The organism is Microbacterium hydrocarbonoxydans, from assembly GCF_011752045.1.
Lineage (GTDB): Bacteria > Actinomycetota > Actinomycetes > Actinomycetales > Microbacteriaceae > Microbacterium.
Map to the genome: position 1 here is coordinate 1,557,357 of NZ_JAAKXW010000001.1, position 20,476 is coordinate 1,577,832.

Genomic DNA, 20,476 nt, shown 5'->3' on the forward strand with positions numbered 1-20,476 from the left:
CGCTCCTCTCAGGAGACCCGCACGCGCGGGTCGAGGCGGACGTAGATGATGTCGATGAGGAAGTTGGCGATGAGCACAGCCGCCGTGATGGTCAGGAACATGCCCTGCATGAGCGGGTAGTCCAGCCCCTGCACGGCGGCCATCAGCTGGTACCCGACACCCGGGTAGGCGAACACGACCTCGGTCAGCAGCGCCCCGCCGACGATGAACCCGATGCTCATGCCGATGTTCGTGACGGCCGGGAGCATGGCGTTGCGGGCCGCGTAGCGGAGCATGATCCGCGACGGCCGCAGGCCCTTCGCCTCGGCCATGAGGATGTAGTCCTCGCTGTTGGTCGCGATCATCGTGTTGCGCATCGCCAGCATCCATCCGCCGACCGAGACGAGCACGATCGACAGGGCGGGGAGCACGAGGTGCGCCGCGACGTCGCCGATGAAGGCGAGGTTCCACCCGGGGACGAGACCGACGGAGAACGCATGCCGGAGCGGGGCCCAGCCCAGGGTCACGCCGAAGAGCCAGAGCAGCCCCATCGCGAGCCAGAAGTAGGGGAACGAGCCGATGAACACGAGGAAGGGCGGGACGAACGAGTCGAGGAAGCTGCCCCGACGCCAGGCGGCGAGGATGCCGAGCAGGTTGCCGATGACCACCGCGAACAGCAGCGAGGTGGCCCCCAGCAGCAGCGTCCAGCCGAGCTGGCTGCCGATCACCTCGGTCACCGGGGTCGGGAAGCGGGAGATCGAGATGCCGAAGTCGCCGCTGAGGATGCGGCCCAGGTACTCGGGGTACTGCTCCCACCAGGGCCGCGCGTCGACGCCGAGCAGCCGGCGCAGCGACTCGATCTGATCCGGGTCGAGCCGGCCCTGTGAGCGCGACAGCATCCGCGACACCGGGTCGCCCGGCATCAGCCGGGGAAGCAGGAAGTTGAGGGTGATGGACAGCCAGAAGGCGACCACGTAGAAGCCGAGACGGCGCAGGATGAAGCCCATGACGAGCCCTTTCGCGTCAGGAGGGTGGTGCCTGGGGACCGGACTCGGTCCGGCCCCCAGGGTCAGGCGATCGCCGGGGCGATCAGTTCTCGACGGGCTCGAGCGTGGTGAGCACGAGGACGGTCGTCGGCGAGCGCGTCGCCAGCGTCGCGTACGGGTTCTCCTCGGTGGGCCAGCCCGTGAACCGGACGTCGGTGTAGGCGCCCCACTCCGGGCCGGGGAACAGCGGGATGACCGGGGCGGTCTCGTCGTAGATCGACTGGAGCTGGTTCACGATGTCGTGCTGCTCGGCCTCGTCGGCCGTCGCGGCGAAGCGGGCCAGCAGCTCGTCGGCGCGCGGGTCGCTGAAGCGGTGGTAGTTCGAGAAGGTCTGCTCGCCGACCGGCTTGACGGTCGACGATCCCATCACGGCGCGGTAGTACTGGAACGGGGTCGGGGCGTTGTCGCTCCAGACGATGCCGCTCTCGAACTCGCCGGTCTCGTAGCCGGCCACGACGGCGGCCCAGTCCGGAGCATCCACCGTCGCCGTCACGCCGATGTCCTCGAGGTTCTGCGAGATCACGTTGGCGACCGAGAGCCAGTCGGTCGAGGTCGACCCGACGGAGATGTCGAAGGCGAAGGGCTCGCCCTCGGGAGTGACGCGGAGGCCGTCGGCCCCTTCGACGTAGCCGGCGGCGTCGAGCAGCGCGGCCGCGCCCTCGAGGTCCCGCTCGGTCCAGGTGCACGCGTCGGCGACCGCGGGGTCGCGCCACTCGTCGTAGTTCCCGGAGAGGCCGGTGCAGTCGGCCGGCTCGGTGTAGCCGGACATGCCGACCTCGACGACCTGCTCGCGGTCGATCGCCATGCTGAGCGCCTTGCGCACGTCGGGGTCGCTGAACTCAGGCAGGGTCGTGTTGAGCTGGAGGTGGATCTCCGAGCCGGTGGGCGGGAACCAGTAGGTGCGGTGCTCCGGGTCCTTGTCGACGTAGGTCTTCTGGATGTCCGGCATGTACTGCGGCGCCCAGTCCACGTCGCCGTTGATCGCGGCGAGGTTCGCGCCGTCGTTGCCCGCGAACGCGAGCATCCGGATGCCGGGGATCTTCGCCTCGCCCCAGTACTCGGGGTTCGGCAGCAGGTCGAACGACTGCGCCTGGAAGTTGGAGACCTCGGTGAAGGGGCCGGTTCCGACGGGCTCCTCGTTCTCGAACTTCGCCGGGTCCTTCTGGTCCGCCCAGATGTGATCGGGGACGATGATCTGCTGGCCGATCTCGTAGAGCGCGGGCGAGAAGGCCTCGGCGAAGGTGAACACGACGGTCCTCGCATCCGCCGCCTCCACGCCGGCGAGGTAGGCGAAGCTCCCCTCGAAGAGCTCGCGCTGCAGGTCGAAGGTCGTCACCACGTCGTCCGCGGTGAGCGGCTCGCCGTCGGACCACTTCACGCCGTCGCGCAGCGTGAACGTCAGGCTCAGCCCGTCGTCAGAGGCGGTCCACTCCTCCGCGAGCCACGGCACCGTGGAGCCGTCGGCCGGGTTGTAGACGAGCATCGACTCGTAGACGGCCTGCTGTGTCATCGGCGCCGCGTTCGGGGAGAACGGATTGAAGTTCTGCGTGAACGTGCCCATGTCCTCACGCGGGATGGTGAGCAGCGCAGCAGCGTCGCCGCCGGCGGTGTCGCCGGCCGTGCAGCCGCTCAGCAGGAGCGCCGCGGAGACGGCGGCGGCCCCGAGCGCGAAGGTCGCCCGACGGCGAGGGAATCGTACGGATAGCATGGATGAGTCCTTCCTTGGACTTGTCGGTGCAGGGTGGGGAAGCTCATCAGCGGAGTACCAGTCCAACTGATGAACGCAAACGCAGCGGGCAGTCGATCACGACCTTCGGGTTCTCGATCGTGCTGCCCGCTGTCAATGAGGTGAGCATGCTCACCCCACGGGCGCCCATCTCCTCGAAGGGAAGGGCGACAGTCGTGAGGCCGGGGCGCAGGGCCTCCGCCAGGAACCTCTGGTCGTCGAAACCGACGATCGAGAGGTCCTCGGGGATGCGGATGCCGCGCTCCTTCGCGGCGTCGTAGACGCCCATGGCCATGCGGTCGTTGCCGCAGAAGATCGCCGTCGGCCGGTCGTCGAGCTCGAGGAGCTCGACCGCTCCCCGGTAGCCGCTCTCGGTCGATCCGTCGCCGGCGATGACGAGGGCGTCCTCGAGGACGATCCCCTCCTCCGCGAGCGCGGCGCGGAAGCCCTCGAGGCGGCCGACCTGGGCGGGGATGCCGGGCTCCAGGGTGACATGCCCGATGCGACGGTGACCGGCCTCGATGAGCACCCGGGCTGCCGTGCGCCCGCCGCCGACCTCGTCGGGGACGATGCTCGGCAGGATGCCGTTGGCGTCGAAGCAGTTCACCAGCACGCACGGCACGTCGTACGCGTTCGGCGGGACGACGACGGCTCGGTGCCAGGTCGCTGCGATGATGAGGCCTTCGATGCGCTGTTCGAGCAGCTTCTCGATCGCTGCGGGCTCCATCTGCCATTCGTCGTCGCTCGGCGCGATGAGGAGGAACCGCTCCTCCGCCCACGCCTGCTCCTGCGCCCCGAGGATGACCTGCACCGCGAGAGGGGAGGTGACGATCTCGGTCACGAGCCCGTAGGAGCCGCTGCGCTGCAGAGCGAGGCCGCGGGCCGCGAGGTTGGGGCGGTACCCGAGCCCGGCGGCGATGCCGCGGATGCGCTCGCGGGTGCGCTCCGGGATCGCGACGTCCTCGCGCTCGTTCAGCACGAAGGACACCGTCGCGCGGCTGACGCCCGCCTCCTTGGCGATGTCGGCCATCGTGACGGCCCTCGCGCGCGCGGTGGACATGGGGACTCCTTCGTCTGGCATCCGGATCGGGGATGCTCCGATCAACTTACCCGAGTTACTTACGCGCGTCAACCGCGATTTCGACACCGCTGTGCTGCCAGCCGTCGAAACCCGGAGGCGGGATCCCTGATCCGGCCGAGGAGAGGAGTACGGTGTGGCCATGAACGCACGACTCGCGGCGGCGGCATCCGCTCTCCTGCTCATCGCGGTGCTGGCAGGGTGCGGTCCTGCGTCATCCGGCGGCGGGCAGGGCGCGGGCGGCACCGAGAAGCCCTCGACCGGCTCCACGCCGGAGCCGGAAGACACGTCGGATCCCTCCCCTTCGCCGTCGCCGACCCCGACGACGAAGGGCGTGGTGCTGCCCACCGACTGCCGCGCGATCCTCTCCGAGGACGTGCTCTCGCAGCTCGACGATATCCCGCTGAACGACAAGGCCTTCGGCCCCTCGGGAGTCGGCGACGACGGGACGCTCACCTGCATCTGGGGCGACCCGCAGGCCGACACGACCAATCTCGTCACGAAGATCTCCGCGATGAACCGCGGTCCGGCGCTCGACATGCTCAACGCACTGGTCGCGAACGAGGGGTTCACCTGCTTCACCCCCGACGGCGGCACCCGATGCGAGAAGACCTGGCAGAACGAGCAGTATCCGGTCACCGACGGGCGCACGCTGTTCTGGCGCGACGACATCCTCATCGACACCCGCTACTCGAACCTCGCCCCGAACGGCTACACCTCGAGCATCGTGAAGAGCCTCTTCGACTGACCTCAGTTCCCGTATGAGTTGTCGTGGTCGAAACGGCGTTTCCACGACAACAACTCATACGGGAACGGGAGCGGATGCCGCCTCGCCGGCATCCGGACACGAAGAAGGCCCCGGGCTGATTGCCCGGGGCCTTCTCACTCACTCAGCACGTGAGCGCGGCTGTCGCCTCACTCAGTTGTAGGTGCCCGGCGTGATGTCGTCCGTCGAGAACGCGTCGAAGTCGACGTAGCCGAAGTCGCCGTCGGCGTACGCCCCGTCGGATGCGAAGATCCGGTTCGGGTAGCGCTCGCTCTTGGCCTCCTCGGTGGCCTCGACCGTGACGTCGCGGTACTTCGAGAGACCGGTTCCGGCGGGGATGAGCTTACCGATGATGACGTTCTCCTTGAGACCGACCAGCGGGTCGCGCTTGCCCTCCATGGCGGCCTGCGTGAGCACGCGGGTCGTCTCCTGGAAGGACGCGGCGGACAGCCACGACTCGGTCGCGAGCGACGCCTTCGTGATACCCATCAGCTCCGGGCGACCCGACGCGGGGCGCTTGCCCTCGGCCACGGCCTCGCGGTTGATCTGCTGGTAGCGCTTCAGGTCGACCATCTCACCCGGCAGCAGGGTCGTGTCGGCGTGGTCGACGACGGTGACCTTGCGGAGCATCTGGCGGACGATGACCTCGATGTGCTTGTCGTGGATCGGCACACCCTGCGAGCGGTAGACGCCCTGCACGCCGCCGACGAGGTAACGCTGCACCTCGCGGGCACCCATGACGCGCATGACCTCCTTGGGGTCGAGCGTTCCGACCTGCAGGGGCTGACCGACGGTGACGTGCTGGCCGTCCTCGACGAGAAGCGTCGCACGCTTCAGCACCGGGTACACGACCGGCTCGTCGCCGTTGTCGGGCGTGAGGATGACCTTCTTGGCCTTCTCGGTCTCGTCGATCGTGATGCGGCCGTCGGCCTCTGCGATCGGCGACGCGCCCTTGGGGGTGCGGGCCTCGAAGAGCTCCTGGACACGCGGCAGACCCTGGGTGATGTCATCCGCCGATGCCGAACCACCGGTGTGGAACGTGCGCATCGTCAGCTGGGTACCGGGCTCACCGATCGACTGGGCCGCGATGATGCCGACGGCCTCGCCGATGTCGACCGTCTTGCCGGTCGCGAGCGAACGGCCGTAGCACTGCGCGCAGACGCCGACGGCGGAGTCGCAGGTGAGGACCGAGCGCACCTTGATGGTCTCGACACCCGCCTCGACCAGCTTGTCGATGAGCACGTCGCCCACGTCGTCACCGGCAGCGGCGAGGACCTCGCCCTTGCTGTCGACGACGTCGGCCGCCAGGGTGCGGGCGAACACCGAGTTCTCGACGTTCGCGTCGCGGACGAGCTCGCCCTGCGAGTTCGGCGCGGCGATCGGGAGCTCGAGGCCCTTCGACGTGCCGCAGTCCTCCTCGCGGATGATGACATCCTGCGAGACGTCCACCAGACGACGGGTCAGGTAACCCGAGTCGGCGGTGCGCAGAGCGGTGTCGGCGAGACCCTTGCGGGTACCGTGCGTCGCGATGAAGTACTCCGCCACCGACAGGCCCTCGCGGTACGAGGAGATGATCGGACGCGGGATGATCTCACCCTTCGGGTTGTTCACCAGACCGCGCATACCGGCGATGTTCCGGATCTGCAGCCAGTTACCACGGGCGCCCGAGGACACCATGCGGTTGATGGTGTTGTCCTCCGGGAAGTGCGCCTTCATCGCGGCCTGGACCTCGTCGGTCGCCTCGGTCCAGATCTTGATGAGCTCCTGACGACGCTCGGCGTCGGTGGTGAGACCCTTCTCGTACTGGGACTGGACCTTCGCGGCCTGCTTCTCGTAGCCGGCGACGATCTCCGCCTTGTTCGGCGGGGTGAGGATGTCGCTCAGGGCGACGGTCACACCGGAGCGCGTGGCCCAGTAGAAGCCGGCGTCCTTGATGCGGTCCAGCGACGCAGCCGTCTCGACCTTGGGGTACTCCTCGGCCAGCTTGTTGACGATCTGCGACAGCTTGCCCTTGTCGGCCTGCTCGCGGACGAAGGGGTAGCCCTTCGGCAGCGCGTCGTTGAAGATCGCCTGGCCGAGCGAGGCGTCGACGAGACCGTGACGCTCGTAGCCCTCGGGAGCCTCGCCCTCGAGGAAGGTCAGGCCGGGGATGCGGATGCGGATCTTCGCCTGCAGGTCGAGGGTGCCCTCGTCCTTCGCCAGGATCGCCTCGCCCACCGAGCCGAACGCGCGGCCCTCGCCGAGCGCACCGGGCTTGACCGTGGTCAGGTGGTGCAGACCGATGATCATGTCCTGCGAGGGCAGGGTGACCGGACGGCCGTCGGACGGCTTCAGGATGTTGTTCGACGCGAGCATGAGCACGCGGGCCTCGGCCTGGGCCTCGACCGACAGCGGCAGGTGCACGGCCATCTGGTCACCGTCGAAGTCGGCGTTGAACGCCGCGCAGACGAGCGGGTGCAGCTGGATGGCCTTGCCCTCGACGAGCTGCGGCTCGAAGGCCTGGATGCCGAGACGGTGCAGGGTGGGTGCACGGTTCAGCAGCACCGGACGCTCGCGGATGATCTCCTCGAGCACGTCCCAGACCTCGGGACGGGTGCGCTCGACGGCGCGCTTCGCGGCCTTGATGTTCTGCGAGTGACCGAGGTCGATCAGGCGCTTGATCACGAACGGCTTGAAGAGCTCCAGGGCCATCTGCTTGGGCAGACCGCACTGGTGCAGCTTCAGCTGCGGGCCGACGATGATGACCGAACGGCCGGAGTAGTCGACGCGCTTGCCGAGCAGGTTCTGGCGGAAGCGACCCTGCTTTCCCTTCAGCATGTCGCTGAGGGACTTCAGGGCGCGGTTGCCGGTACCGGTGACGGGGCGGCCACGGCGGCCGTTGTCGAACAGCGCGTCGACGGCCTCCTGCAGCATCCGCTTCTCGTTGTTGACGATGATCTCGGGGGCGCCGAGGTCGATCAGACGACGAAGACGGTTGTTGCGGTTGATCACGCGACGGTAGAGGTCGTTCAGGTCGGAGGTCGCGAAGCGGCCACCGTCGAGCTGGACCATCGGGCGCAGCTCCGGCGGGATCACCGGGACGACGTCGAGGACCATGGCGGCCGGGCTCATGCCGGTCTCCAGGAACGAGTTGACGACCTTCAGGCGCTTGATCGCGCGGATCTTGCGCTGACCCTTGCCCTCGGAGATCTGCAGGTGCAGGCTCTCCGCCTCGGCCTGCAGGTCGAAGGCAGCCAGGCGGCGCTGGATCGACTCCGCGCCCATGTAGGCCTCGAAGTACTGGCCGAACCGGTCCTGCAGCTCGTGGAAGACGTCGTCCTCGGGACGGAGGGCGCCGACCTCGAGCGTGCGGAAGTCCTCCCACACGCGCTCGAGCTTGGCGATCGCCTCGTCGGCACCCTTGCGGATGAGCGACATCTCCTTCTCGGCGGCGTCCTTGACCTTCTTCTTCTGGTCGGCCTTGGCGCCCTCGGCCTCGAGAGCCGCGAGCTCCTCCTCCAGCTTCGCCAGGCGGTCCGCGATCTTGGCGTCGCGGCGGTCGCCGAGCGTCTTCAGCTCGAGACGGATGTTGTTCTCCTGCGTGGCCAGGTCGCGGTGACGAGCCTCCTCGTCGACCGAGATGACCATGTACGCGGCGAAGTAGATGACCTTCTCGAGGTCCTTCGGCGCCATGTCGAGCAGGTAGCCCAGGCGCGAGGGCACGCCCTTGAAGTACCAGATGTGGGTGACGGGTGCGGCGAGCTCGATGTGGCCCATGCGCTCACGGCGGACGGAGCTCTTGGTGACCTCCACGCCGCAGCGCTCGCAGACGATGCCCTTGAAGCGGACGCGCTTGTACTTGCCACAGGCGCACTCCCAGTCGCGGGAGGGGCCGAAGATCTGCTCACCGAAGAGGCCGTCCTTCTCCGGCTTCAGCGTGCGGTAGTTGATGGTCTCAGGCTTCTTGACCTCGCCGTACGACCACGCGCGGATGTGGTCTGCGGTGGCCAGGCCGATGCGAAGCTCATCGAAGGTTGTTGCGTCGAGCACTAGTTCTCCTGTGTCGGAATTCTTTTGTGAGAAATCAGGGCTTCGACGGGCTCAGGCGTGCTGAGCCCGTCGAAGGGATCAGATCTCGTCGATCGAGGCGGCCTCGAAGCGGCTGGAGATGTTGATTCCGAGCTCCTCCGCTGCGCGGAAGGCCTCGTCGTCGGTGTCGCGGAGGTTCACCGCGGTGCCATCGGCCGAGAGGACCTCGACGTTCAGGCAGAGCGACTGCATCTCCTTCATGAGCACCTTGAACGACTCGGGGATGCCGGGCTCCTGGATGTTCTCGCCCTTGACGATCGCCTCGTAGACCTTGACGCGGCCGAGGATGTCGTCGGACTTGATCGTGAGGAGCTCCTGGAGGGCGTACGCGGCGCCGTAGGCCTCGAGGGCCCACACCTCCATCTCACCGAAGCGCTGACCGCCGAACTGCGCCTTACCACCGAGCGGCTGCTGGGTGATCATCGAGTACGGGCCCGTCGAGCGCGCGTGGATCTTGTCGTCGACCAGGTGGTGGAGCTTCAGGATGTACATGTAGCCCACGGAGATCGGCGCCGGGAACGGCTCGCCCGAGCGACCGTCGAACAGCTGGGTCTTGCCGCTCGAGTCGATCAGGCGCACGCCGTCGCGGGTCGGGAGCGTCGAGTCGAGGAGACCGGAGATCTCCTCCTCGCTCGCACCGTCGAACACCGGGGTGGCGACCTTGGTGCCGGGGGCGGCCTCGAAGGCCTCCTTCGGGAGCTTCGCAGCCCACTCCGGGGTGCCCTCGACCTTCCAGCCCTGCTTCGCGATCCACCCGAGGTGGGTCTCGAGGACCTGGCCGAAGTTCATTCGACCCGGGATGCCGAGCGGGTTGAGGACGATGTCGACCGGGGTGCCGTCCGCGAGGAACGGCATGTCCTCGATCGGGAGGATCTTCGCGATGACGCCCTTGTTGCCGTGACGGCCGGCGAGCTTGTCGCCCTCGGTGATCTTGCGCTTCTGGGCGATGTAGACCACGACGCGGCGGTTCACGCCGGAGCCGAGCTCGTCGTCGCCGTCCTCGGCGTTGAACTCCTTGACGGCGATGATCGTGCCCTGCTCGCCGTGGGGCACCTTCAGGGAGGTGTCACGGACCTCGCGGCTCTTCTCGTTGAAGATCGCGCGGAGCAGGCGCTCCTCCGCCGACAGCTCGGTCTCGCCCTTCGGCGTGACCTTGCCGACGAGGATGTCGCCGGGGCGGACCTCGGCGCCGATGCGGATGATGCCGCGCTCGTCGAGGTCCTTCAGCAGCTCGGGGCTGACGTTGGGGAGGTCACGGGTGATCTCCTCCTTGCCCAGCTTCGTGTCGCGGGCGTCGACCTCGTACTCCTCGATGTGGATCGAGGAGAGGGTGTCGTCCTTCACCAGGTCCTGGCTGAGGATGATCGCGTCCTCGAAGTTGTAGCCCTCCCACGTCATGAAGGCGACGAGGAGGTTCTTGCCGAGGGCGAGCTCGCCGTTCTCGGTGGCGGGACCGTCGGCGATGACCTCGCCGACCTCGACGCGCTCACCGGCGTTGACGACGACCTTCTGGTTGTACGACGTGCCCTGGTTCGAGCGGTCGAACTTGCGCAGGTGGTACTCCTGCGTGCCGCCCTCGTCGAGCATCACGACGACGCGGTCGGCGGAGACCTCGGTGACGACACCGGCCTTCTCGGCGGTGAGCACGTCACCCGCGTCGATGGCGGTGTAGCCCTCCATACCGGTTCCGACGAGCGGCGAGTCGCTGCGCAGCAGCGGCACGGCCTGACGCTGCATGTTGGCGCCCATGAGCGCGCGCTGCGCGTCGTCGTGCTCGAGGAAGGGCACGAGCGAGGTCGCGACCGACACCATCTGGCGCGGCGAGACGTCGATGTAGCCGATCTCCTCCGGCAGGAAGAGGTCCACCTCACCGCTGCCGCCCTTGGGGCGCGCGAGGACGTGGCTCTCGCGGAAGCGGCCGTTCTTGTCGAGCGGGGCGTTCGCCTGCGCGATGTTGAAGTCCACCTCCTCGGAGGCGGTCAGGTAGTCGATGTGCTCGGTGACGACGCCGTCGACGACCTTGCGGTACGGGGTCTCGATGAAGCCGAACGAGTTGATGCGCGCGAAGGTCGCGAGCGCACCGATCAGACCGATGTTCGGGCCTTCCGGCGTCTCGATCGGGCACATGCGGCCGTAGTGCGAGGGGTGGACGTCACGGACCTCGACGCCGGCGCGGTCGCGGCTCAGACCACCGGGGCCGAGAGCCGAGAGACGGCGCTTGTTGGTCAGACCCGCGAGCGGGTTGTTCTGGTCCATGAACTGCGACAGCTGCGACGTTCCGAAGAACTCCTTGATCGCGGCGACGACGGGGCGCACGTTGATCAGGGTCTGCGGGGTGATCGCCTCGATGTCCTGCGTGGTCATGCGCTCGCGGACGACGCGCTCCATGCGGGACAGGCCGGTGCGGACCTGGTTCTGGATGAGCTCGCCCACCGCGCGGATGCGACGGTTGCCGAAGTTGTCGATGTCGTCCGTGGCGATGCGGATCTCGGTCTGCTTGCCGCCGCGGATGCCGTCGAAGCTCTCGACGCCCGCGTGGATGCGGACCAGGTACTTGATCGTCGCGACGATGTCCTGGACGGTCAGGACCGAGTCGGTCAGCGGCGCGTCCAGGCCGAGCTTGTGGTTGATCTTGTAGCGACCCACCTTGGCCAGGTCGTAGCGCTTCGGGTTGAAGTAGAAGTTGTCCAGCAGCGCGCGGGCGGCCTCGGCGGCGACCTGCTCGCCCGGACGGAGCTTGCGGTAGATGTCGCGGAGCGCGTCTTCCTTGGTGACGATGGTGTCCTTCGCCAGGGTCTCCTCGATGGAGGGGAAGCCGGCGAACTCGGCGAGGATCTCCTCGCTGGTCAGGCCCAGGGCCTTGAGGAAGACGGTGACGGACTGCTTGCGCTTGCGGTCGATGCGCACGCCGACCTGGTCGCGCTTGTCGATCTCGAACTCGAGCCAGGCGCCACGGCTCGGGATGACGCGAGCGGAGACGATGTCCTTGTCGGAGGTCTTGTCCGGGGTCTTGTCGAAGTAGACGCCGGGCGAGCGCACGAGCTGCGAGACGACGACGCGCTCGGAGCCGTTGATGATGAACGTGCCCTTGTCGGTCTGCAGCGGGAAGTCGCCCATGAAGACCGTCTGGGTCTTGATCTCACCCGTGAGGTGGTTCATGAACTCGGCCTCGACGTACAGCGGAGCCGCGTACGTCTTGCCGCGCTCCTTGCACTCCTCGATCGAGTACTTCTCCGGCTCGAGGTACGGGTTCGTGAACGAGAGCTGCATCGTCTCGCCGAGGTCCTCGATCGGGGAGATCTCCTCGAAGATCTCGCCGAGGCCGGAGACCTCGCTGACGTCGGTGCGGCCGGCGGCCTTCGCCTCCGCGACGCGCGCCTTCCACGCGTCGTTGCCGACGAGCCAGCCGAAGGACTCGGTCTGCAGGGCGAGAAGGTCAGGGACCGTCAGCGTGTCGGAGATCTTGGCGAACGAGAGGCGGGATGCTCCGCGTCCGTTCTTGGTGGTGGTGGATGTGGATGCGTTGGGAGCAGCAGCCAAGGGAATAACCTCCGTGAGCCCCGCAGGGCTTCTCGATTCCTTTGTCGTCAGGTGGAGTGCGCGCTCAGAAGCTCAAACGAATGCCGACCACCATATGAGGGCACGGAGAAGCGAGCGCAACTACCAACTATAGACGCGATTCTGCGACATGGCAAGTCAAATCCTTGACCAATTCCGGATGCTGCGGTAAAAGCATCCGCATCCACCACTTCGGCGGGCTACTCCTCGTGCGCGACGTTGCCGCGGCATTCGTCTCCAGGACTCGGCACCATCCCCTTCATGTCCGCCTTCACATACATCCCGTAAGACTGCACGTGCCCGCCGGTCACGGCGTCGTCGTCCATCCACGGGAACGGGTTCATCTCCACGTCGTCCGGCAGATCGCGTCCGGAGAAGTGGCACGCGGAGTGCGCTTTGTCCCCGCCGCGCACGTCGCCGCCCTGGCCGTTGTACTCCCCCGCCATCGCGGCACCGCCGCTGCCGAGCACCAGGCCCAGTGCGAGCGCACACGTCAGCATCGTCTTCTTCATGGTCTTCCTAACCCCAGAGGAACACCGGGTCGTCGCCCACGGCGACTCGGGTGCGGCGACGTCGCCGCACGACTAGGAAGCTAGTCCTCCGTCCCGCCCCGCACAAGAGGCTGTGCGGGGCGGGACGCTCAGGAGGCGATGTCGAGCTCGTTGCCGGGGATGGAGGCGAGGAGCCGGCGCGTGTACGGATCGCGCGGGTTGGTGAAGATCTCCTCCGAGGAGGCCGCTTCGACCAGCTTCCCGTCCTTCATCACGCACACGTAGTCGCTGATCAGGCGGACCACGGCGAGGTCGTGCGAGATGAACAGATAGCTCAGCCCGTACTCGCTCTGCAGGTCGCGCAGCAGCGTGAGCACCTGGTCCTGCACGAGCACGTCGAGCGCGGAGACCGGCTCGTCGCACACGATGAGGTCCGGCGAGAGCGCGAGCGCCCTCGCGATCGCCACACGCTGGCGCTGCCCTCCGGACAGCTCCGACGGGTACCGGGTGAGCATCGACTGCGGCAGCGCCACGTCGTCGAGGAGCTGGCTGACCCGCTTTCGCCGGTCGGCGCCGCTCCCGCGCCGGTAGAAGTCCAGAGGCTCGGAGATGAGGCGCTCGATCGTGAACATCGGGTTGAGGCTCGAGTACGGATCCTGGAAGATCGGCTGCACCCGCTGACGGAAGTCGCGGGTCTCCGCCTTCGTGAGCGAGGAGATGTCCTTGCCCTCGAAGCGGATCAGCCCGCTCGTCGGCTCGATCACCTTCAGCAGCATCCGGGCCGTCGTCGTCTTGCCCGAACCGGACTCTCCGACGATCGCGACCGTCTCCCCGCGCGGGATCGCCAGCGACACGTCGTCCACGGCGACGAAGTCCTCGCCGCGCCCGCGGACCGGGTACACCTTCGTCAGGTGCTCGATCTCGACGATGTTGTCGGCGCTGGCGGGTTCGGTGCGTTTCGTCTCGCTTCGCTCGCTCAACGACCGGGGGTCTTCGGAGCGGGGAGCGGTGAACGCCTCCGGCCGCAGGCGCGCGGCCGCCACGGAGGGCGCCGCCTTCACCAGGGACTGGGTGTAGGGGTGCTGCGGGTTCTCCAGGATCTGGCGCGCCGGCCCCTGCTCGACGACCTTGCCGCGGTGCATGACCACGACCCGCTCGGCGCGCTCTGCGGCGAGTCCGAGGTCGTGCGTGATCAGCAGCACGGCGGTGCCGAGCTCCCTGGTCATCGCACCGATCTGATCGAGGATCGTCTGCTGCACGGTGACGTCGAGCGCGCTGGTCGGCTCATCGGCGATGAGCAGGCGCGGCTTGCAGGCGAGGCCGATCGCGATCAGGGCGCGCTGGCGCATGCCGCCGGAGAACTCGTGCGGGTACTGCTTCGCCCGTCGCTCCGGGTCGGGAAGGCCCGCCGCGCTCAGCGCCTCGACGACCCTCTCCTGCACGTTCTGCCGGTTCGCGAGCCCGTGCGCGAGCAGCGTCTCGGCGACCTGCGTGCCGATCTTGGCGACCGGGTTGAGGTTCGACATCGGGTCCTGCGGGACGAGGCCGATGTCGCGTCCGCGGATGGTCCGCAGCTCCTGCTCCGGCGCGTGGGCGATCTCCCGGCCGTCCAGGCGGATGCTGCCGGCCGCGACCCTGCCGCCGCCGGCGAGCAGGCCGATGATGGCCATCGCGGTGGTCGACTTGCCCGAGCCGGACTCGCCGACGATCGCGACGGTCTCGCCCTCGGCGATCTCCAGGTCGACGCCCTCGACGGCGTGCACGACTCCGTCCATGGTCGCGAAGTCGACGGCCAGTCCCTCGACGGACAGCAGGGGTGCGCCCGGCATCCGGTTCTCCTTCTCCACGTTCATCGCGCTCTCGTCCTCGGGTCCATGGCCTCACGCAGCGCCTCGCCGAACAGCGTGAAGCCGAGGGCGGTGACGGCGATGCAGATACCGGGGAGGAAGGCCAGCTGCGGCGCGATGGCCAGTTCGTTCTGCGCGTAGGTCAGCATGCGGCCCCACTCCGCCGTCTCGGGGCGCCCGCCGCCGAGGCCGAGGAAGGAGAGGGCCGCGGCGTCGATGACGGCGGTGGCGAGCGTCAGAGTGCCCTGCACGATGACCGGGCCGATCGCGTTCGGCAGCACGTGCGACATCGTGATCCGGCCGCGGCCGAGGCCGAGGGTCTGCGCGGAGAGCACGTAGTCGCTGGAGCGCTGCTGCAGCATGGAGGCGCGCAGCAGGCGGGCGAAGATCGGCACGCTCGAGGCGCCGATCGCGATCATCACCGCGAACGGCGTCTGCCCGAGGATCGCCGCGATGGACACGGCGAGCAGCAGGTTCGGCACCGACAGGATGATGTCGACGAAGCGCATGATGATCGTGTCGACCCAGCCGCCGAACGTGCCGGCCAGCAGGCCGAGGAGCATGCCGCCGATGAGGCCGAGCGTCGTGGACACGACGCCGACGAGCAGCGAGGCCTGCGCACCCCAGATCAGCTTGGACAGCACGTCGCCGCCGAACCGGTCGAGCCCCAGCGGGAACTCCGGCAGCTCGCCCGGACCGGGGATGTGCGTGGGCGTGATGTTCTTCGCCCCGGGCAGCGCCGTCTCCGGATACGGGGCGAGCAGCGGCGCGAGGATGGCGACGAGGATGAACACCAGCACGATGGCCGCGCCGATCCAGGCGGTGGGGTTGCGGCGCAGACGGCGGAACACGTCGCGCCAGAAGCCGCCGGGACCCTCCTTGAGGCCGGCCTGGGCGATGGCGACGGTGTCGATCGTCTCCGGGCCCTGAGCGGGTGGGAGTGCGACGCTCATGGCGCCACCTCCTTTCGGGCAGTGCGTGCGGTCGGAGTGAGTTCCATCACTGCACCCGCACTCTCGGGTCGATGAAGCTGTACGACACGTCCACCGCGAGGTTGATCAGGGCGTAGGCGATCGCGATGAAGATGATGAAGCCCTGCAGCACCGGGAAGTCGCGGGCGAAGATGGCGCGCGCGAGGAAGGATCCGATCCCGGGGAAGGCGAACACCGTCTCGGTGAGCACCGCGCCGGAGATCAGGAGTCCCGTCTGCAGTCCGATCGTGGTGATCACGGGCAGCATGGCGTTGCGCAGGATGAACCGGTTGCGCAGCGTCGACGCGCCGACGCCCTTCGCGCGGCCGGTGCGGACGTAGTCCGCGTTCTGCACCTCGAGCACGCTGGCCCGCGTGATGCGCACGATGATCGCGAGCGGGATCGTGCCCAGCGCGAGCGCCGGCAGGATGAGATGCACGATCGCATCCCAGGCCGCGTCGAACTCGCCGGTGATGATGCCGTCCCACACGTAGAAGCCGGTGGGATGCGTGGCGTCGATCCGCGGGTTCTGCCGGCCGTCCGACGGCAGCCAGCCCAGCTGCACGGCGAAGACGTACTTCAGGATGAACGCGAGGAAGAACACCGGGATGGTGATGCCGATGAGGCTCAGCACGACCGAGGCGTGATCGGTGAGCCTGCCATGGCGGCGGGCCGCCCAGTAGCCGAGCGGGATGCCGACGCCGATCGCGAAGATCAGCGCCATCACGCTGAGCTCGATGGTCGCCGGGAACCTCCGGAAGAACTCCTCGACGACCGGACGGGACGTCACGATGGACGAGCCGAAATCGCCCTGGAGCAGCCGGCCGATCCAGGTGAAGTACTGCTCGATGAGGGGCCGGTTGAAGCCGAACAGCTCGTTGATCCTGGCGACGGACTCGGGGGTCGCCCTGTCGCCGAGGAGCGCGACGGCCGGGCCGCCGGGGAGGGCCCTGACCCAGGCGAAGAGAAGGATGCTCAGGCCGATGAGAGTGGGGATGAGGAACAGCAGTCGCCTGCCGATGGTGCGCAGCACGAAGATCTCCGTATGTCACCCGGTCGTCGAGCGAGCGAAGCGAGACGAAACGCAGCCTCTCAGCGGAAACCGCGTTTCGTCTCGTCGCTTCGCTCTTCGCTCAACGACCGGTGGCCGTCACTTGGTGAGGACGATGTCCGTGAAGACCTCGTCGTTCACCGGGCTGGCCGGGTAGCTCTCCACACGCGGGTCGAACGCCAGGGTCGGCGCCGGGTGCGCGAGCGGGACACCGGGGATGAACTGCGCGATGTCCTCGTTGATCTCCTCGTACAGCGGAGTCTGCTCCTCGAGGCTCGAGACGCCGCGGGCGTCGGCGAGCTTCTGGAACAGCTCGGGGTTGTCGAAGCCCCACTCGGAGCTCTGCGCCCCGAAGAAGACGCCGACGAAGTTGTCGGTGTCGTTGTAGTCGCCGGTCCAGCCGAGCAGGTGGATGCCGTGGTCGGCGGTGCCGGTGATCTTGTCGAGGTAGTCAGGCGACCAGGCGTCGGTGACCGGGTTGACCTTCACGCCGACCTCGGCGAGCTGCGTGGACAGCACGGTGAAGATCTGCTCGGGGTCCGGCATGTACGGACGCGAGACGTTGACCGGGTAGTTGAAGGTCAGGGTGAGCGGGTTGTCGGCGGTGAAGCCGGCCTCCTCGAGCAGCGCCTTCGCCTTCTCCGGGTCGTAGTCGTACGTCGTGACGTCCTCGTTGTAGCCGTTGACGACGGGCGGCACGAACTGGGTCGCCTTCTCGGTGCCCTCGGGGAGGACCTGCTTGATCAGGGCGTCCTTGTCGACGGCGTAGGAGAGCGCCTCGCGGACCCGGATGTCCTGCAGCTCGGGGACGGCCTGGTTGAAGGCGAGGTAGAGGACGGTGAACGGCGGACGGGAGACCATCCGGAAGCCGTCCTCCTCGAGGGCCGCGCTGTCGGCGGGGCCGACGAGGTCGTAGCCGTCGATGTCGCCGGCCTCGAGTGCCTGGCGGCGGGCGGTCGGGTCGTCGATCGTGCGGAAGATGATCTCCTCGATCTGGCCCGTCTCACCCCAGTAGTCGGGGTAGGCCTTCAGCGTGACCTGCTCGCCCGGCGCCCACTCCTCGAACTGGAACGGCCCGGTGCCGGTCGGGTGCGCCGTGGCGTACTCGGAGAGCTGCGGGGCCTCCGCCGTGCCGCCGACCTCGTCGGCGCTGAACTCCTGCAGGGCCGACGGGCTCTGCATGCCGAACGCGGGCAGGGACAGCGAAGGGATGAAGCCGGCGAACGGCTTGTTGAGCTCGATCGTGACCGAGAGGTCTCCGTCGGGCGTGCACGACTTGTAGACGGCGTTGGCCGGGTCGGACGCGTAGCCGTGGAACAGCTTGTTGTAGTAGTAGCCGAGAGCCTCGGAGGCTGCCAGGCCCGTCCAGTTGTACCAGCGGTCGAAGTTGACGCAGACGGCCTCGGCGTTGAACGGGGTGCCGTCGTGGAACGTCACGCCCTCCTTCAGCGCGAAGGTGTGGGACATGCCGTCCTCGGAGGACTCCCAGCTCTCCGCGAGCAGCGGGGCGGGGTCAGCCGTGCCGGGCTCGGTGCCGACGAGACCCTCGAAGATCTGGCGCGAGACGCGGAAGGTCTCACCGTCCTGGGCGAAGGCGGGGTCGAGGCTCGCCGGGTCGGAGGATGCGGCGAAGACGAAGGTGCTGTCGACGTCGCCGGAGCCCTCGCCGCCGTCGTCGCCGCGCTCGCTCGCGACGCAGCCGGACAGGACGAGAGCCGCGAGTGCGGTTCCGGTGACGGCGAGGAGACCTCGCCGACGCGTGACTGTGTGGTGCATTGTTGACCTTCCCTGTTGGGGCGCTTCCATGCGCGTACCGGCGGCCTCGTCGCCGCCGGTCACGGTGATGCCTAGACGCTACCCAGCACGCCCCCGGAATCCAAACCCATCCGTGTTGCGATCCGGTATCAACACGTCGTCGTGGCGATCGGGTAGTGTCCAGGACGTGCCCGACACGTCTCCGCTCGCCGTCTGCGTCGGCGAGGGCATGGTCGCCCTCATCCCCGCCTCGGCGGTGCCGCTCGAGGACGCCCGCACCTTCCACCGCTCCCTCGCCGGAGCAGAGTGGAACACCGCGATCGCGCTGGCGTCCGCCGGCATCCGCACCGCCGTCGTGTCCCGGGTCGGCGACGACGGCTTCGGGCGCTTCCTCGCCGCGGAGCTGCGCCGCCACGACGTCGACGACAGCGCGGTGGAGATCGACGACGAGGCGCCGACCGGCCTCTACGTGAAGGAGCTGTCGCCGCTGCCGGACGGGTCGATCGGCGGCACCATGCACTACTACCGCACGGGCTCCGCCGCCGCGGCGATGACCCCCGCGCTGCTCTCCGCCCCCGCGGCATCCGCCCTGCTCGCGGAGGCCGCGCTGGTGCACACCTCGGGGATCACCCCGGCCCTCTCCCCCGGCGCGCGCGCCGTGCAGGACGAGCTGTTCGCGGCTCCCCGCGAGGGGCGGATGCTGAGCTTCGACCTGAACTGGCGCCCTGCTCTCTGGCGAGGGCGCGAGGACGAGGCGCGGCGGCTCCTCACCGGGTATGCGCGCCGGGCGGATGTGCTCTTCTGCACGCGTGCGGACGCCGAGGCCGCGTTCGGCACGGCGGACCCGGATGCCCTCCGCGCGACGTTCCCCGAGCCGCGACGCCTCGTCGTGACCAGCCCGGCGGGGGCGATCGCCTTCGACGGCGACGAGCGCACGGAGAGCGAGGCGCTGGCGGTGCCGGTCGTCGAGACCATCGGAGCCGGAGACGCGTTCGCCGCCGGGTTCCTCGCCGGCATCCTCACCGGGCTGTCCCTCACCGGCGCCCTCGCCCGCGCGCACCGCATCGCCACCCGCGCCCTCGCCAGCACCCGCGACCACGTGGACTGAGCGCCCCCGGTCGTTGAGCGAGCGCAGCGAGACGAAACGCCCGCAACCACCGTTCCTGCACCGCGTTTCGTCTCGGTCGCTGCGCTCCCTCGCTCAACGACCGGGGGGCCCGCGCCCTCGCCAGCACCCGCGACCACGTGGACTGAGCGCGGTCAGCGGCGGTGACGGGGTGCCGCGGCGTCGTGCGTGAGCTGGAGCGGCACCGCGACCGGCTCGCCGCGATGCTGGACGACGCGGACGAAGAGGATGTCGACGAGCGCGAGCTGCGCGATGCGGCTCGACATCGCCGCCATCCGGAACGGGGACTCGTGCGCGTGGGTGAGCAGCACGACGTCGGCGGCGAGCGCGAGGGCCGACTCCGCCACGCTCGTGACCGCCACGGTCAGCGCCCCGGCGTCCCGTGCCACCTCGACGGCGCGCACCACCTCGAGCGTCTCACCGCCGTGCGAGAAGGCGATCGCGACGTCCCCCGCGGTGCGCAGCGACGCCGTGGTGAGGGCGAGGTGCGGGTCGGCGGAGTGAGCGACGGAGCAGCCGATGCGTGCGAGCTTCTGCTGCAGGTCCTGCGCGGTGAGGGAGGAAGCCCCCTGGCCGAACAGATCGATGTGACGCGCGGCGACGACCGCGCGCGCGACCCGGTCCAGGGCGTCCGCGTCCAGCCCGCGTGCCGTCTTCTCGATCGCGTCGATCTCCTGCGCGGCGAGCTTCGCGGCGACCGTCGCCGGCTCGTCCCCCGGGTCGATCGCGGTGGTGTCGAGACCGAAGCGCGCCTGCTGCGCCTGAGCCAGCGTGACGGTGCGGGCGACCGCGACCCGGAACTCGCGGTACCCGCTGAATCCGAGGGACTGGGCGAACCGGGCGACCGTCGAGAGCGAGGTCCGGCAGAGCTTCGCGAGGTCGTTGATCGCGAGATCGACGACGAGCGTCGGGTCGCCGAGGATCGTCTCGGCGACCCGGGCCTCCGCAGCGCTCAGCCGCGGGACCGAGCGGCGCACCAGTGCGAGAACGTCTGCGTCCACGGTGCCATCCTGC

The 20,476-nt window shown here is 68.6% G+C and carries 13 protein-coding genes; 2 read left to right on the forward strand and 11 right to left on the reverse strand.

What is annotated here, in order from left to right:
* Positions 1-8 precede the first annotated feature (8 nt).
* The 3 genes from G6G98_RS07300 to G6G98_RS07310 form a co-directional block, all read right to left on the reverse strand.
* Positions 9-986 carry an ABC transporter permease gene (locus tag G6G98_RS07300; protein ID WP_067349212.1) on the reverse strand — a complete coding sequence of 326 codons (978 nt, stop codon included), beginning with the start codon at positions 984-986 and terminating at the stop codon, positions 9-11.
* Positions 987-1,068: 82 nt separating this feature from the next.
* Entirely contained in the window at positions 1,069-2,733 is a 1,665-nt protein-coding gene (locus G6G98_RS07305) for an ABC transporter substrate-binding protein (RefSeq protein ID WP_164232893.1), read from the reverse strand.
* Positions 2,734-2,779: 46 nt separating this feature from the next.
* Positions 2,780-3,811, reverse strand: a complete 1,032-nt coding sequence (locus G6G98_RS07310) for a LacI family DNA-binding transcriptional regulator (RefSeq protein WP_164232890.1) — start codon at positions 3,809-3,811, stop codon at positions 2,780-2,782.
* Between the two features lie 160 nt (positions 3,812-3,971).
* On the opposite strand from G6G98_RS07310, the gene G6G98_RS07315 reads away from it, so the two are divergent.
* Positions 3,972-4,577, forward strand: a complete 606-nt coding sequence (locus G6G98_RS07315) for a hypothetical protein (RefSeq protein ID WP_067353372.1) — start codon at positions 3,972-3,974, stop codon at positions 4,575-4,577.
* A 171-nt stretch (positions 4,578-4,748) separates the two neighbouring features.
* On the opposite strand, the gene rpoC is transcribed toward G6G98_RS07315, so the two are convergent.
* The 7 genes from rpoC to G6G98_RS07350 all read right to left on the reverse strand — a co-directional run bounded on the left by rpoC (position 4,749) and on the right by G6G98_RS07350 (position 18,357).
* On the reverse strand, positions 4,749-8,624 hold the full coding sequence (gene rpoC / locus G6G98_RS07320; RefSeq protein WP_067349204.1) for a DNA-directed RNA polymerase subunit beta': 3,876 nt from the start codon (positions 8,622-8,624) through the stop codon (positions 4,749-4,751).
* A gap of 78 nt (positions 8,625-8,702) precedes the next feature.
* Positions 8,703-12,203 carry a DNA-directed RNA polymerase subunit beta gene (locus G6G98_RS07325; RefSeq protein ID WP_067349201.1) on the reverse strand — a complete coding sequence of 1,167 codons (3,501 nt, stop codon included), beginning with the start codon at positions 12,201-12,203 and terminating at the stop codon, positions 8,703-8,705.
* A 218-nt stretch (positions 12,204-12,421) separates the two neighbouring features.
* A complete protein-coding gene (locus G6G98_RS07330; protein WP_164232888.1) occupies positions 12,422-12,733 on the reverse strand; it encodes a hypothetical protein in 312 nt (103 codons plus the stop codon).
* 128 nt (positions 12,734-12,861) lie between these two features.
* Positions 12,862-14,565 (reverse strand): ABC transporter ATP-binding protein, encoded by a 1,704-nt coding sequence (locus G6G98_RS07335; protein WP_164232886.1) that lies wholly within the window; start codon positions 14,563-14,565, stop codon positions 12,862-12,864.
* Positions 14,562-15,512 (reverse strand): ABC transporter permease, encoded by a 951-nt coding sequence (locus G6G98_RS07340; protein ID WP_067349196.1) that lies wholly within the window; start codon positions 15,510-15,512, stop codon positions 14,562-14,564. Before G6G98_RS07340 ends, G6G98_RS07335 begins: the two co-directional genes overlap by 4 nt.
* Before the next feature lie 46 nt (positions 15,513-15,558).
* Positions 15,559-16,563, reverse strand: a complete 1,005-nt coding sequence (locus G6G98_RS07345; RefSeq protein ID WP_067349193.1) for an ABC transporter permease — start codon at positions 16,561-16,563, stop codon at positions 15,559-15,561.
* A gap of 117 nt (positions 16,564-16,680) precedes the next feature.
* On the reverse strand, positions 16,681-18,357 hold the full coding sequence (locus G6G98_RS07350) for an ABC transporter substrate-binding protein (RefSeq protein ID WP_164232884.1): 1,677 nt from the start codon (positions 18,355-18,357) through the stop codon (positions 16,681-16,683).
* A 166-nt stretch (positions 18,358-18,523) separates the two neighbouring features.
* Between G6G98_RS07350 and G6G98_RS07355 the strand changes: the two genes are divergently transcribed.
* Positions 18,524-19,444, forward strand: a complete 921-nt coding sequence (locus tag G6G98_RS07355; protein ID WP_164232882.1) for a sugar kinase — start codon at positions 18,524-18,526, stop codon at positions 19,442-19,444.
* Positions 19,445-19,596: 152 nt separating this feature from the next.
* On the opposite strand, the gene G6G98_RS07360 is transcribed toward G6G98_RS07355, so the two are convergent.
* Positions 19,597-20,463: a MurR/RpiR family transcriptional regulator gene (locus tag G6G98_RS07360; protein ID WP_164232880.1), complete on the reverse strand. Its 867-nt coding sequence runs from the start codon at positions 20,461-20,463 to the stop codon at positions 19,597-19,599.
* Positions 20,464-20,476 lie beyond the last annotated feature (13 nt).

Bases quoted from the DNA above. Each gene is read 5' to 3' on its own strand.
- G6G98_RS07300 (WP_067349212.1), bottom strand. From the start codon at position 986: ATGGGCTTCATCCTGCGCCGTCTCGGCTTCTACGTGGTCGCCTTCTGG.
- G6G98_RS07305 (WP_164232893.1), bottom strand. From the start codon at position 2,733: ATGCTATCCGTACGATTCCCTCGCCGTCGGGCGACCTTCGCGCTCGGG.
- G6G98_RS07310 (WP_164232890.1), bottom strand. From the start codon at position 3,811: ATGTCCACCGCGCGCGCGAGGGCCGTCACGATGGCCGACATCGCCAAG.
- G6G98_RS07315 (WP_067353372.1), top strand. From the start codon at position 3,972: ATGAACGCACGACTCGCGGCGGCGGCATCCGCTCTCCTGCTCATCGCG.
- G6G98_RS07330 (WP_164232888.1), bottom strand. From the start codon at position 12,733: ATGAAGAAGACGATGCTGACGTGTGCGCTCGCACTGGGCCTGGTGCTC.
- G6G98_RS07335 (WP_164232886.1), bottom strand. From the start codon at position 14,565: ATGAACGTGGAGAAGGAGAACCGGATGCCGGGCGCACCCCTGCTGTCC.
- G6G98_RS07340 (WP_067349196.1), bottom strand. From the start codon at position 15,512: ATGAGCGTCGCACTCCCACCCGCTCAGGGCCCGGAGACGATCGACACC.
- G6G98_RS07350 (WP_164232884.1), bottom strand. From the start codon at position 18,357: ATGCACCACACAGTCACGCGTCGGCGAGGTCTCCTCGCCGTCACCGGA.